The sequence below is a fragment of the Kitasatospora sp. NPDC057198 genome, assembly GCF_042670125.1.
GTDB lineage: Bacteria > Actinomycetota > Actinomycetes > Streptomycetales > Streptomycetaceae > Kitasatospora.
Map to the genome: position 1 here is coordinate 32,946 of NZ_JBHUWH010000004.1, position 14,550 is coordinate 47,495.

At 74.7% G+C, this 14,550-nt stretch carries 9 protein-coding genes; all 9 read left to right on the top strand.

Annotation, left to right across the window (positions count from 1 at the left end; genetic code table 11):
* The first annotated feature begins 46 nt into the window (after positions 1-46).
* The 9 genes from ACFUEL_RS01040 (at position 47) to ACFUEL_RS01080 (ending at position 14,520) form a co-directional block, all read left to right on the top strand.
* On the top strand, positions 47-3,541 hold the full coding sequence (locus tag ACFUEL_RS01040; RefSeq protein WP_380233753.1) for a DUF4132 domain-containing protein: 3,495 nt from the start codon (positions 47-49) through the stop codon (positions 3,539-3,541).
* Positions 3,542-3,879: 338 nt separating this feature from the next.
* Positions 3,880-5,286 carry a hypothetical protein gene (locus tag ACFUEL_RS01045; protein WP_380233754.1) on the top strand — a complete coding sequence of 469 codons (1,407 nt, stop codon included), beginning with the start codon at positions 3,880-3,882 and terminating at the stop codon, positions 5,284-5,286.
* 177 nt (positions 5,287-5,463) lie between these two features.
* On the top strand, positions 5,464-6,750 hold the full coding sequence (locus tag ACFUEL_RS01050; RefSeq protein ID WP_380233755.1) for a SidA/IucD/PvdA family monooxygenase: 1,287 nt from the start codon (positions 5,464-5,466) through the stop codon (positions 6,748-6,750).
* Positions 6,750-8,297, top strand: coding sequence for a class I tRNA ligase family protein (locus tag ACFUEL_RS01055; protein ID WP_380233756.1), 1,548 nt, complete (start codon positions 6,750-6,752; stop codon positions 8,295-8,297). The genes ACFUEL_RS01050 and ACFUEL_RS01055 overlap by 1 nt, the downstream gene beginning before the upstream one ends.
* The gene (locus ACFUEL_RS01060) at positions 8,294-9,400 is read left to right on the top strand and encodes an NAD(P)/FAD-dependent oxidoreductase (RefSeq protein ID WP_380233758.1); all 1,107 of its coding nucleotides are present in this window, start codon (positions 8,294-8,296) and stop codon (positions 9,398-9,400) included. The genes ACFUEL_RS01055 and ACFUEL_RS01060 overlap by 4 nt, the downstream gene beginning before the upstream one ends.
* Positions 9,397-10,677, top strand: coding sequence for an MFS transporter (locus ACFUEL_RS01065; protein WP_380233759.1), 1,281 nt, complete (start codon positions 9,397-9,399; stop codon positions 10,675-10,677). The genes ACFUEL_RS01060 and ACFUEL_RS01065 overlap by 4 nt, the downstream gene beginning before the upstream one ends.
* The gene (locus ACFUEL_RS01070; RefSeq protein WP_380233760.1) at positions 10,674-11,972 is read left to right on the top strand and encodes an ATP-grasp domain-containing protein; all 1,299 of its coding nucleotides are present in this window, start codon (positions 10,674-10,676) and stop codon (positions 11,970-11,972) included. Before ACFUEL_RS01065 ends, ACFUEL_RS01070 begins: the two co-directional genes overlap by 4 nt.
* Positions 11,969-13,285, top strand: coding sequence for an acetyl-CoA carboxylase biotin carboxylase subunit family protein (locus ACFUEL_RS01075; RefSeq protein WP_380233761.1), 1,317 nt, complete (start codon positions 11,969-11,971; stop codon positions 13,283-13,285). The genes ACFUEL_RS01070 and ACFUEL_RS01075 overlap by 4 nt, the downstream gene beginning before the upstream one ends.
* Positions 13,282-14,520, top strand: a complete 1,239-nt coding sequence (locus tag ACFUEL_RS01080; RefSeq protein ID WP_380233762.1) for an acyl-CoA dehydrogenase family protein — start codon at positions 13,282-13,284, stop codon at positions 14,518-14,520. The genes ACFUEL_RS01075 and ACFUEL_RS01080 overlap by 4 nt, the downstream gene beginning before the upstream one ends.
* Positions 14,521-14,550: the final 30 nt, after the last annotated feature.

Here is a 14,550-nt window from a genome sequence, read left to right on the forward strand (position 1 = left end):
GCGGTCGACCGGTTCGTGGTCGGCCGGTTCGGGTCGGAGGGGCGAAGTGCAGCACCGGGAGTCGGTCGACGGCGGTTCGGCGAAGTACCGGGAGGCCGACGTGCCCGCCCCCGAGGTGCCCGGCCTCGCCGTGCCCGCCCCCGAGGTGCCCGGCCTCGCCGTGCCCGTCCCCGACGTGCCCGCCCCCGCCGCCGGGTTCCCGGACGAGGACGCGTTCGTGCTGCCCGAGGCGTGGCGCGAGCACGTGCTGCCCCGCCGCCGGGGCGGGGTGCCGGTGCCGCTGCCCGACTGGTGGCCGGTGGTGGACGCGGCGGCGGTGGCCGAGGCGGAGGACCTCCACATGACCCGGCCGCACCGGGCGATCGAGCAGGTGCTGACCGCCCCGGAGTCCGACCCCGGGGTGGTGGCCGCCGTCAGGGCGTACCGGGCCGGGGCGCCGGACCCGGTGGGGCTGGTGGCGGTCACCGCGATGGTCCGGGAGTGGGACGATCCCGACTGGGCCGAGCGGTCGTTCGCCGGCTGGGTGGCGCGCTTCGGCCTGAGCCTCGCGGTGCGGGCCGCGCTGGTCTCCCGGGAGGTGGACACCTCCGAGCTGCGGGTGTCCTACGGGCGGGCCAGGGTGACCGTCCGCGACCTGGACTCCCCGCAGTTCTCCGATGCGAGGTTCGACCTCCGGCTGCTGGCGGCCGCCCGCCGGGCGCTGGCCGCCGCACCGGAGCCCGAGTACGCCGCCGTGGTGGCGGAGTTGGCCGAGCTGCGGGGCACCCTGCTGCGCCGGGCGGTCACCGCGTTCCTGGTGCCGGAGCGGGCGGAGTGGGTCGACGAGTGTCTGGCCGAGATGTTCGGACACTCGCGTGAGACGGGCGGCCTGCTGCGCGCGCTGCTGCTGCCCGCGCTCGGCAGCGCCGAGCAGGCGCGGCGGTTCGGCGCGGCGGACCGCGGGGCGTGGACGTACTGGGAGCCCCAGTTGGTGGCCACCGTCACCGACGGGGTGGGGTCGGCCGCGGCGCCGCTGGTCGCGGGGGCACTGGAGCAGTGCCGGTGGGACGACGACTGGGCACGCGAGTGCGCCGAGTACGTGGCTCGGTTCCCGACCGACGAGGCGATGGTCGAGCTGGTCGACCGGGTCGCCGACAAGACTTTCCGGCTGGTGCTGCTGACGATGGTGGAGCGCTTCCCGGTACGGGCGGTGCGGGTCCTGTCGGCGGCGGCGCGACGCGGCGGCCCCGACGCGGCGGCGGTCCGGCAGCTGCTCGACGGGCACGTGGCGGTGCTGCGTTCGCGGCTGCCGGAGATCCTGCCGACCCTGGACGAGGAGAGCTCCGCGTACGTCCGGGGCCTGGCGGGGGCGCGGGAGCCGCTGCCCGAGGCGGCGCCGGAGCGGCTGCCCGCGCTGCTGGTCGACCCGCCGTGGACGCGGCGGCGGGCCGTCGGCAGGCCGCGGGTGCTGACCGGCCAGGTGGCCGACCAGGAGGTCCAACTGCTCTGGGAGGAGGGCGAGTCGGCGGCGTTCGCGGCCACCCCCTACCGCTCCTGGGAGTACACGGCGAACATCGGCTGGGCGGAGAAGGTGCGGAACTCCGAGGAGAACGGCTGGACCGGCCAGTGCTGCCGGCTGCTGGCCATCGCCCCGGCGGAGCTGATGGCGCCGTACCTGGAGTCCTGGAACCCGCGCGAACTGGCCTCCTGCGGCGAGCAGTTGGCACCGGTACTGGCCAGGTTCGGCCCGGCCGCGCTGCGGCTGGTGCTCGGCGCGGCAGTGGCCCGGCCGGCCCAGGTCGCGCCGGTGCTGCTGCCGGTGCGCGGCGCGGTCGCGGCGGGCGTGATGGCGGACGCCCTGCTGCGCCTCAAGTCCGTTCGTTCGGTGGCCCGTTCGTGGTTCGCCCGGCACGGGGTGGCGGGTGCGCTGCTGCTGGTGCCGGCGGCGGTCGGCAAGGCCGGTCGGGAGCGGACCGCGGCGGAGCACGCGCTGCGACTGGTGGCCGCCCAGCAGGGGACGGAGGTGCTGACGGCGGCGGTGGCGGAGCGGTACGGCGAGCAGGCGGCGGCGGTGGTCGCGGACGCGCTGGGCACCGATCCGCTGGAGACCTTGCTGCCCGCGACGCTGCCCGAACTCCCCTCCTGGCTGCGGCCGGAGGTGCTGCCGCAGGTCCAACTGGCCGACGGGAGCGGCGCCCTGCCCCAGCCGGCGGTGCGCCACCTGCTGACCGTGCTGCAGTTGGGGAAGCTGCGCGACCCGTACCCGGGCCTGGCGCTGGTCGCACCGGCGCTGCGGGCCGACACGGTACGGGAGTTCTGCTGGGCGCTGCTGGAGGAGTGGCGGCAGGGCGGGATGCCGGGGCCGGACAGCTGGACGCTGTACGCGCTCGGCGAGTTCGGCGACGACGACACCGCCCGCCGACTGGCGCCGCTGCTGCGCGAGTGGCCGGGCCAGAACGCCCACCACCGCGCGGTGGAGGGCCTGGACGTGCTGGCCGCGATCGGCACCGACACCGCGTTGATGCAACTCCAGGGCATCGCCCAGCGGGTGAAGTTCAAGGCGCTCAAGAGCCGCGCCCAGGAGAAGATCGCCGAGATCGCCGAGGCACTGGGCCTGACGGCCGAGCAGCTCGCCGACCGTCTGGTACCGGACCTCGGCCTGGACCCGGACGGCAGCACGGTGATCGACTACGGCCCGCGGACCTTCACCGTCGGCTTCGACCAGGAGCTGCGCCCGTACGTGCTGGACGCCGACGGCAAGCGGCGCAAGGACCTGCCCGCGCCCGGCGCCCGTGACGACCAGGAGCTCGCCCCCGCCGAGCGCAAGCGCTTCGCCGCGCTGAAGAAGGAGGCCCGCACCCTGTTCGCCGACCAGAGCGCCCGTCTGGAGGCCGCGATGGTCGCCGAACGGACGTGGAGCGCCGGCGAGTTCACCGACCTGCTGGTCTCCCACCCATTGCTCGGCCAGCTGGTGCGCCGCCTGGTCTGGACGGCCGGCACCACCGCCTTCCGGGTCGCCGAGGACCGCAGCCTCACCGACGTCCGCGACGAGCCCTTCGCCCTTCCCGGCGACGCCACCGTCCGACTCGTCCACCCGCTGCACCTGGCGCCCGCCGACCTGGCCGCCTGGGCGGAGCTCTTCGCGGACTACGAGATCCTCCAGCCCTTCCGCCAACTCGGCCGCCCGACAGCAAGGTTGACCGAGGAGGAGGCCGACGGCCACCGGCTGCACCGGTTCGAAGAGCACACCGTCCAGGCGGGCCGGATACTCGCGATGACCAAGCGCGGCTGGCGGCGCGGCGAACCGCAGGACGCGGGCCTGGAATGGTGGTTCCACAAGCCGCTCCCGAACGGCCGCCACCTGGTGGTCCAGATCGCGCCGGGCATCTACACCGGCCTCCCCGCCGAGTACGACGAACAGACCATCGAGGCGGTCTGGCTGGACGACAGGCTGGAGCGCTACTGGCCGAACAGCCACGAGTACCGCGAGCGCCTCGGCGACCTTGACCCGGTCACCGCCTCCGAATTCCTCGCCGATCTCGAGGAGTTGACTGCCGACTGACCGCACGTCGGCCGCCGGGCCCCGGCCCGGGTGGTGACAGCGGGTCAGGAATTCCGTCCGAGGAGTGGGAAAGGGGCAGCGGAACGCGGGGCGCGGTCGTTAAGGTGCGTGGCATGACCCTGCTGGTGAGCCGCCGCCATGTCGACCATGGCCGTGCCACCACGACGGGTTGTCGCCGCGTCGGCTGACGCGGCCCGTACCCCTCCCGTCGAGGGCCGCTCACGCACTCCCGCCGAGCGGCCCCGCGCGCTTCCCCGTCCCCGGTGCCGCCTGCCGTTCGGCGTCCCTTCCTTCCGCTCGCCGCGGAAGGATTCCGCCTCCCGGAACAGGACCCCGCCATGCGCACCCGGCCGCTGCTCCCCGCCCTCGCCCTGGCCGCGGCGCTCGCCGCCACCGCCTTCGGGCCGCTGCCCCCGCAGAACCCGGCCACCGCCCCGAACGGCAACGCCGGCATGCACGGCGACTCCGCCTCCAGCGACACCACCCCGTACGCGGGGCCCGGCACCGGCGCCGTCAACTGGAGCCGCACCGCGCTCGCCTCGGCCTGCCCCACCGTCACCGTCGGGCAGGACGGCTACCCGGTCGCGCTGTGCACCACGATCTTCGGCCGGACCCCGACCGTGCACCTGCTCGACCCCGCCGACGGCGACGACCTGGCCTCGCTGGAACTCCCCAAGGGCGCCCTGTTCGGCGGCGTGTACGCCTACCTGGACCAGAACGACCGGCTGGTCGGCGTCGACGGCGACGACAACCTGCTGCGGATAGGCCACCACCGCAACAGCTCCGGGGCCTGGCAGCTGACCGTCGACGAGAGCACCCCGCTGGCCGCCTCGGTGCCGGCCGGCGACAACATCGTCGGTCTCAGTCCGGGCTGGGACGGCAAGGTGTGGTTCGCCACCGGCGGCGGCGTCGTCGGCACCGCCGACACCACCACCGGCGCGGTGCGCACCCTGGCCACCGGCGAGGGCGTCGCCAACAGCATCTCCACCGTTCCCGGCCACACCGCCGTCGCCACCGACCACGCCCTCTACCTGCTCGGCCAGGCCGCCGACGGCACCCCCGTCGTGCAGTGGCGCGCCCCCTACGACCGCGGCCCCGGCCGCAAGCCCGGCCAGCTCAGCTGGGGCACCGGCGCCACGCCCAGCTTCTTCGGCCCCGGCGACGGCACCGAGTATGTCACCATCACCGACAACGCCGCCCCGCACGAGAACCTGCTGGTCTACCGGGTCGACGCCGGGCCGGCCCCGGTCTGCGCCACGCCCGTGCTCACCAAGTGGGCCGCCAGCGGCACCGAGGACGCGGTGATCGCCTCCGGCCGCAGCGTCTTCGTCACCAACACCTACGGCTACCCGTACCCGGCGCTGCCCGAGGGCGCGCCCGCCGGCGTCCCGTCCTCGGCCTCCTTCCAGGGCGGCCTGGCCCGGATCGACCTGAACGCGACCGGCACCGGTTGCAGCACCGTCTGGGAGAGCGACGTCAAGTCCGCCGCGCTGCCCCGGCTCTCGCTCGGCGACGACCTGATCTACACCGTCACCGTCAGCGGCCCGACCGACCCGGTGGGCGCCCAGACCTTCGCCACCTACGCGCACGCGGTGATCGACCCGAACACCGGCGCCAAGGTCGCCGGGAGCTCCTTCGGCATCGGCCTGCTCTACAACCCGCTGCAGATGACCGGCACCACCGCCCCCGACGGCACCCTCTACCAGGGCACCGAGACCGGGGTGCTGCGGATCACCGAGAAGTAGCGGCCGCACGGCAGGAAGGGCCCCGGGGGAACCTCCCCCGGGGCCCTTCGCACGCAGCCCGTCCGGAAATTCCCCCGCCGCCGGGAAGCACGCCCTACCGGCCGGGAACACCGGCTTCCTAGATTCCTCGTCGCGACAACCGGCCCTGGAAGAAACCGAGTTCCCGAGGGGGAAAGCGTGGCTGACCTAGAGGTGGGCGTACTGGCGATCGGCGCCGGACCGGCGAACCTGGCCCTCGCCGCCGCGATCGAGGAGAGCGGATCGGCCGAACTGGCCGAGCACACCCTGCTGTTGGAGCAGGCCCCGGACATCAAGTGGCAGCGCGACCTGCTGATGCCCTGGGCCCGCAGCCAAGTGTCCTTCCTGAAGGACCTGGTGACGCTGCGCGACCCGCGCAGCCGCTTCTCGTTCCTCAACTTCCTGCACCAGCACGACCGTCTGGACCAGTTCATCAACCTGGGCACCTTCCACCCGCACCGCTGGGAGTTCTCCGACTACCTGCAGTGGGTGGCCCGCTCGCTGGAGAAGGTGCGGATCCGCTACGACGCCAAGGCCACCGCCACCGAGCCGCGCTACGACGCCGACGGCAAGCTGGTCGGCTGGCAGGTCACCCTCGCCGACGGCGACACCATCCGCTGCCGCGACCTGGTCGTCGGCGCCGGCCGCGACATGCACATCCCCGCGGTCTTCGCCGACCTGCCCGCCGAGAAGGTCATCCACAGCGCCCGCTTCCGCGGCCGGATCAGCACCGTCGACAAGAACGCCCCGCTGCGCGCCGTGGTGATCGGCGGCGCGCAGAGCGCCGCCGAGATGTTCATGGCGCTGTACGAGAACCTGCCGAACTCCACCGTCACCATGCTGGTCCGCTCGATCGGCCTGCAGAACTACCAGACCAGCAAGTTCGTCAACGAGCTGTTCTACCCGTCCTTCGTCGACGAGTTCTTCGACGCCCCCGCCGAGACCCGGGCCCAGCTCCTCGACGAGATGCGGTTCACCAACTACGCGGCGCTCGCCCCGCCGTTCCTCGACGAGCTGTACATGCTGCTGTACCGGGAGAAGATGATCGGCACCGGCCGGGCCGAGGTCCGCCCGATGACCGAGGTGCTCGCCGCCCGCGAGGAGGACGGCGAGGTCGTCCTCGACCTGCGCGACCGGCGCACCGGCAAGGTCACCGAGCAGCGCTGCGACCTCGTCCTGCTCGGCACCGGCTACGACAGCCGGATGCCGTCCCTGGTACGGGAGTTGACCGAGAAGGCCGGGCTGCCCGAGATCACCGTCAGCCGCGACTACCGGGTCGACCTGGGCGCCGGCACCGAGGCCGCGCTGTACCTCCAGGGCGTCAACGAGGCCACCCACGGCATCGCCGACTCGCTGATCAGCGTGCTCGCCCACCGGGCCCGCGACATCACCGGCGACCTGCTGGCCCGGCACGGCCTGGCCGCCGGCGCGGCGGGCGGTCGCTGATGGCCGCGCTGCTGGTGATCGCCCCCGGCCCCACCGCCAACGGCGACCTGCACCTGGGCCACCTGGCCGGGCCGTTCCTGTCCGCCGACGTGTGCGCCCGCTACGCCCGCGCCACCGGCCGCGACACCCTGTTCGGCACCGGCGTCCACTTCACCCAGAACTACATCGTCACCACCGCCCGCCGGCTCGGCGAACAGCCCGAGGAGCTGCGGCAGCGCGCCGCCGAACAGGTCGAGGCCACCCTCGCCGCGGCCGGGATCGTCCCCGACGGCTTCGTCCGGTTCGACGAGCGCTACCTCAAGACCGTCCGCACCTTCTTCGAACGGCTGTACGTCGAAGGGCACTTGAGGCTGCGCAAGGTCAAGTTCCCGTACCTGCCCGCCACCGGCGAGTACCTCACCGACGCCTACGTCCGCGGCGGCTGCCCGGTCTGCCTGGCCGAGGGCTGCGCCGGGCTGTGCGAGAGCTGCGGCCACTGGATCGCCTCCGGCGAACTGATCGACCCGCGCTCCACCCGGCACCCCGAACTCCCGGTCGAACTGCGGGAGAAGGAGGTCCTGGTGCTCCCGCTGGAGGAGCACCGGGCCGCCCTGGCCAGCTACTTCGCCCGGCTCGCCCCCACCATGCGGCCCCGACTCGCCCAGCTCGTCGAGGAGTTGACCGCCCGGCGGCTGCCCGACTACCCGATCACCCTGCCTATCGACTGGGGCATCCCCGCCCCGTTCGCCGAGACCCCCGGTCAGGTGCTGTACTCCGACACCGAGACCGTCGCCTGGAGCCTGCACGCCGTCGCGCTGGCCGCCGAGGCCCGCGGCGAAGTCCCCGGCGACGAGGAACGGCACTGGGCGCTGGAGAACGGCCCCGAGGTCGCCTACTTCTTCGGCTCCGACGCCAGCTTCGCCTTCGCGCTGGCCGGCACCGCCATGCTGCTCGCCCTCGGCGGACTCGCCCTGCCCGCGCACTTCGTCACCAACGAGTTCTACGAACTCGACAGCGACAAGTTCTCCACCAGCCGCGGCCACGTCGTCACCGGACGCCAGCTCACCGCCGAAGTCCCGCGCGACCTCGCCCGCTACTACCTGGCCGCCACCGGCCCCGACTTCCAGCGCACCAACTTCACCCGCGCCGCCATGGACCGGGTCTGCGGCCAGCGCCTGGTCGAACCCTGGAACCGGGTCGCCGCCAAGGCCGAGGCGTACCTCGACCGCGGCCCGCTGCCGGTCGGCGCCCGCTCCCGGCACGCCGCCGCGCTGATCGCCGAACGCTTCGCCGCCGCCCTGCGCCCGCGCCGCTTCAGCCTCAGCGCCGCCGCCGCCACCCTCACCGAACAGCTCGGCCGGCTCGACCGCTGGGAGGTCACCGACACCGACGCGGGCGACTTCTGGCACGAACTCGACCTGTTCCTGCGCTGCGCCGCCCCGCTGCTGGTCGACCTCGCCGCCGAGGCCCTGCCCGACACCGGCATCCCCGCCGAGCACACCGCCACCACCGTCACCCCCCGCCCGCTGCCCCGGCTGGCGACCCGCGCCCGCGGCGGCGGACGGTGAGCAGCACCACCGGGCTCGCGCCGACCGCCCCCGCACGGGCGACGGGCAGCGCCGCCGCGCACGTGCTGGTGGTCGGCGCGGGCGTCACCGGCCTGCTCACCGCCGTCGCCTGCGCGCGGGCCGGGCACCGGGTCACCGTCCTGGAGCGCGGCCCGCTGCCCAACCCCGACGCCACCTCGCACGACCAGCACCGCGCCATCCGCACCCTGCTGCCCGGCGACCCCGGCGGCACCGCCCGCCGGCTCGACGCGCACCGCCACTGGCAGGGCCTGGAGGCCCTGTTCGGCACCCCGCTGTACCGCCGGGTCGGCACGCTCACCGCCCACCCCGCCGACCGGCTCGACGACCTGCTCGCCGAGGCCGACAAGGCGGGCGTCCCGGTCGACCTGCCCGCGGCGGACGCCCTCCCGCCGCTGGGGCTGCCGCCCGGCACCGTCGGGGTGCGCGAACTCACCGGCGGCGTCCTGCTCGCCGACCGGGTGCTGCACGCCGCCACCCGCTGGCTGGCCGCCCGGCCCGGCGTGGCGCTGCGCCTGCACAGCACCGTCCGCTCGGTGTTCACCGGCTCCGGCCGGATCGTGCTGGACACCGGCGAGGTGCTCCGCGGCGACCTCGCCCTGCTGGCCGGCGGCCCGTGGACGCGGCGGCTCGCCGACAGCCCGGTCACCCTGTACCGGCAGACCATGCTCTACCTGGGCCGCCCCGCCGGGGACGACCGCGCGGACCGCTGGGACGAGGCACCCGCCGCCGGCGGCCTCGGCCGGGCGGGCCGCGGCTGGGTGCTGCCGCCCGGCGCCGGGACGCTGCTCAAGCTCAGCTCCGACACGGTGTGCCGCCCCGTCGCGGACACCGACAGCAGCGGCGAGGACCAGCGTCCCCACCTGGAGCGGCTCGCCGCCGAGGGCATCCTGCCCGACCTCGAGCGCTACCCCGTGGCCGGCGTCCGGGTCTGCCACTACACCGCGGACACCGCCACCGGCGGCCCGCTGCTCACCCGGGTCTCCCCGGGCCTGTGGACCCGCGCCGCCTGCGGCGGCAGCGGGTTCTCCACCGCTCCGCTGGTCGCGGAGCGCATCGCCGAAGCAGTGAAGGAGGCGGCATGACCGACGACGACAGGCCACCCATCGGCGTCCTCGACACGCTCCGGGCCACCCCGGCCACCGTCCGGTACCTGCTCGGCGGCGTCCTGGTCAACCAGCTCGGCGCCTTCGTCCAGACCTTCCTGGTGCTCTACCTGACGCACAAGAACATGTCGGACGGCACCGCGGGCCTCGCGCTCGGCGCCTACAGCCTGGGCACCGCCGTCGGCACCGTGCTCGGCGGCGAGGCCACCCACCGGCTCGGCGCCCGCACCACCATCGTGATCGCGATGGCCGGCTCGGCGCCGCTGGTCGCCGTGCTGCCGCTGCTGGCCCGCCCCGGGCTGCTGGCGCCGCTGCTGCTCGCCGTCGCCGGGGCCGGACTGTTCGCCCAGGCGTACCGGCCCGCCGCGTCGGTGCTGCTCAGCGACCTGATGCCGGACCGCTACCACGTGATGGCGTTCTCGATGATGCGGATCGCCCTCAACGTCGGCGCCGCGCTCGCCCCGCTGATCGCCGCCGGGGTGATCCTGCTCGACTGGGACCTGCTGTTCTGGATCGACGGCGCCACCACCCTGCTCTACGCGGCCCTCGCCTACCGGCTGCTGCCGCGGCACGCCGTGCCCGAACCGGAGGCGGTGAGCAGCACCGAGCGCCGGGCGACCGGCCGGGCCGCGTACGCGGCGATGCTCCGCGACCGGGCCTACCTGGCGTACCTGGCCGCGATCACCCTCGGCACGCTCACCTACGTGCAGTCCTCGGTCTCGCTGCCGCTGGAGATCGTCGACGACGGCTACCCGACCTGGCTGTACAGCGCGGTGCTGGCCACCTCCTCGGTCATCCTGATCACCTGCGAGCTGAAGATCACCGCGTACATCACCCGGATCCCCACCTACCTGGCGGTCGGCCTGGGCCACGGGCTGAACGCGGTCGGGCTGGCGGTGTACGGGCTGGCGGTGCACTCCGGGGCGTTCGTGCTGCTCGGCGCGGTGGTCTACGTCGCCGGGCTGATGACGGCGGCGCCCAGCATGTTCGCCCACCCGGCGACCTTCCCGTCCCACCTCAAGGCCCGCTACCTGGCCGCCATGCACGCCGTCACCGGCCTGGCCGGGGCGGTCGCCCCGCTGTTCGGCGTCTACCTGTGGGAGCGGTTCGGCCAGGGCTTCTGGGTGATGGCCGGTCTGACGGCCGCCGCGGCCGGCGCGCTCGCGGTGTACGGCATCAAGCGGGACGCGGACCGGCGGGCCGCCGGGGCCGCCCCCGCCGACGACCTGGTCGAGCCGGTCGGAGGGAAGGCATGAGCGGGGACGGCACGGGCGGGCAGGGCGCGAGCGGGCGCCCCGTGCTGGTGGTCGGCTACGTCGCCTTCGCGGTGCCCGCGCTGGCCGCCTTCCAGCCGGCCGGCTCGGTGGTCTACGTCGAGGAGCCGGACGTCGCCCGCAAGCGGCACCTCGCCGAGGCGGTCGAAGGCATCGACTACGCCCGCGAGTTGATCGAGTGGGAGTACCACCTGCCGGGCCGCGCCGACGCGTTCTTCGCCGCCCACCCCGGGCTCGACCCGGTCGCGGTGATCCCCGCCGTCGAGTACGCGGTGCCGTTCGCGGCCCGGCTCGCCGAACGCTACGGGCTGCCCGGGGCCGGCCTGGGCGCCGCCCAACTGCTGCGCGACAAGCACCAGTTGCGGGTGGTCGCGGCCGCCGCCGGAATCGCCAACCCGGCCTCCGAGCCGGTCGCGAGCGCCGCCGAACTGGCCGCCTTCCTGGCCCGGCACCCCGGCCCGGCGGTGCTCAAGCCCACCAACCGGCAGGCGTCGGTCGGCACCCTGGTGGTCCGCGGCCCCGAGGAGGCCGAGGCCGCCTGGGCGTTCGGACAGGCCCAGGACGAGGGCGTGTTCGTCCCCGACCGGCCGATCACCCCCGCCATGCTGGCCGAACGGTACGTCTCCGGGCCGGAGTTCAGCGTCGAGATGCTGGTCGCCGACGGCCGCCCGGTGTTCGCCAACACCACCGGCAAACTGCTCTACCCCGGCCGGTACCCGATCGAGGCCGGACACACCGTCCCGGCCGAAATCCCGGTGGAGACACACGAGTTGCTGGCCGCCGAGACCGAACGGCTGGCCGCCGCGGTCGGCTTCGGCACCGGCGTGCTGCACTGCGAGTGGATCCTCGCCGACGGCGTCCCGGTGCTGGTCGAGTGCGCCGGACGGTTGCCCGGCGACTCCATCACCGACCTGATCGAGGCCGCCTACCCGGTCGACCTCACCCGCGCCTACTACGCCCTGATGCGCGGCGAGAGCCCCGGCCCGCTGCCGGCCAAGGCCGAACGCGCCACCGCCGCCGCCTTCCTGGCCCCCGACCGGCCCGGCACCGTCACCGCCGTGCACGGCCTGGACGCGGCCGCCGCCGCCGAGGGCGTGCAACTCGCCGTCGTCGGCATCGCCCCCGGCCACCGCGCCGCCGGCCTGCGCAGCTCCTGGGACCGGGTCGGCATCGTCACCACCCTGGCCGACACCCCCGCCGAGGCCCGCCGGCTCGCCGCCGCCGCCGCCGCGCTGGTCCGGTTCGACATCGACCCCCGAGCGGAGGAGGAATCATGACGGAACGTCAGGAACCAACACCGGGAACCCTGCTGGTGATCGGCAGCGGACTGAAGGAGTACCGCGAGTACCTGGTCGGCCCGATGAGCCGCCGGGCCCGCGCCGCCGGGCTGGAACTACTGCTGGTCAACAACCTGCGGCCGACCTGGCAGCGCGAGTACTTCGACGAGATCGTGGTCGCCGACGTCTTCGACACCGCCACCATGAACGCCACCGTCCGGGAGATCGCCGCCCGCAAGCACGTCGTCGGCCTGCTCTGCTGGGACGAGCCGCTGGTGCTGGACGCCGGACTGCTGGCCGCCGAACTCGGCGTCCCCGGCCTGTCCGAACGCGGCGTGCGCGGCGTGCGCGACAAGGAGCGCACCCGCACCGTGCTCACCGCCGCCGGCCTGCGCCAGCCCGGCTTCGCGCTCACCACCGACCTCGCCGAGGCCCGCGCCGCCGCCGCCCGGATCGGCTACCCGGTGGTGCTCAAGCCGCGCGCCATGGGCGCCAGCATCGGCGTGGTCTTCGCCGCCGACGAGCACGAGCTCGACGAGGCGTTCCGCACCGCGCTCTCCGCGAGCGAGGTCGACCCCGGGCCGTACCGGGCCAGCGTGATCGTCGAGGAGTACGCGGGCGGCCCGGAGATCAGCGTGGACGGCGCCGTCCACAAGGGCGAGTACCTGCCGCTGTTCCTGGCCCGCAAGTACAGCAGTGACGAGCCGTACTTCGAGGAGGTCGGCCACGTCGTCGACGCCGCCGACCCGCTGCTCGCCGACCCCGCCCTGCTGGCCCACCTGGCCGACGCGCACCGGGCGCTCGGCGTCGAGGACGGCATCACCCACACCGAGCTGCGGCTCACCCCGCGCGGCCCGCTGATCGTCGAGGTCAACGGCCGGCTCGGCGGCGACCTGATCCCGCTGCTCGGGCGGATCGCCACCGGCCTGGAGCCCGGCGAGGTGCTGTTCGACGTCGCCACCGGCCGCCGCCCGGAGATCGCCCCGACCCGCGCCGCAGTCGCCGGGATCCGCTTCGGCTGCCCCGAACAGGACTGCCGGCTCGAGGAGTTGACCCTCCCCGCGCCCGGCGACGCGCCCGGCCTGCTGCACGCCGCCCCGATGGCCCCGCCCGGCACCGTGCTGCGGCTGCCGCCCGGCGGCTACCTGGCCCGGCACTCCTTCGTGGTCTGCGAGGCCGACAGCGTCACCGCCTGCGAACAGCGCCTGGCCGCCGCCGCCGCGCTGGTCCGCACCGTCACCTCCGAGGTCGCGCCCGCCGACCCGCAGGCCCCCTTCGCCATGCCCGCCGGACTCCTGGATGTGGACCGATGACCACCGACACCCCGAACGACGCCCCGAGCGGCAGCCCGCTGGACGCCCCGCTGGACACCCCGCTCGACGGCGCCGAGATCCTGCGCCGCGCCCGCGAGCTGGCGCCCGTCCTGCGCAAGCGGGCCGCCGAGATCGAGGACAACCGCACGCTGCCCGCCGACGTCACCGAACTGCTGCGCGCCACCGGCGTGTTCCGGATCGGCCACGGCCCGGCGACCGGCGGCCCCGGCCTGACCTCGCCGGAGCAACTGGAGGTGGTGGAGGCGCTCGCGTACGGCGACGCCTCGGCCGGCTGGTGCGCCGGGATCGGCGCGATGGGCGGCGCGATCACCAACTTCCTCACCCCGGAGGCGACCCGGGCCCTCTACACCGGCCCCGACCTGATCACCGCGGGCTCGCTGGTCCCGGCCGGCCGGGCCGAGCGCGTCCCCGGCGGCTACCTGCTCAGCGGCCACTGGCCGTTCGGCTCCGGCGTCCGGCACGCCGACCTGCTGACCTCCGGCGCGTTCGTCTACCAGGACGGCAAGCCCTGGGCCGCCCCCGACAGCCCGCACGAGCACGACTCGATGCAGTTCGTCGTCCGGGCCTCCGCCGCCGAGCCGGTCGACAACTGGGACACCACCGGCCTGTGCGGCACCGGCAGCAGCGACTACACCCTCACCGACGTGTTCGTCCCCGAGGGCCACACCTTCTCCTTCTTCGAACCGCGGGTCGCGCCCAACCCGATGGCCTGGTCCGACTCCTTCATGCGCGCCCTGCCCGGCGTCCCGCTCGGCCTCACCCGGGCCGCGCTCGACCACGCCCGCGAGGTGGCGAGCACCCGCTACGACCGGATGGCCGGCCGCAGTTGGGCCGACAGCTGGCGGGTGCAGACCGAACTGGCCAGCTGCGAGGCCGAGTTCAACGCCGCCCGGGAGGGCGTGTACGGGGCGACCCGCCGCCAGTGGGAGGTGCTGGCGGCCGGCGGCACGCTGGACGACCTCAGCCCGACCGAGCGCGGCGCCGTCCCGCTGTCCGGCCTGCACGCCGTGCACGTGGCCCGCTCGGTGGTGAACCGGCTCTACGACCTCCTGCAGACCTGGTCGATCAACCACGACTCCCCGATGGACCGCTGGCTGCGCGACACCGCGGTGCTGAGCCAGGGCCAGATCGGCCACGACGTGGTCCTGGAGTCGGTCGGCGCCTACCTGCTCGGCCGCCCGCCGAAGGTCCGGATCGGCCTCGGCCTCCACTGAGCACCGCCAACCACCCCCAGCAGAAGGAGA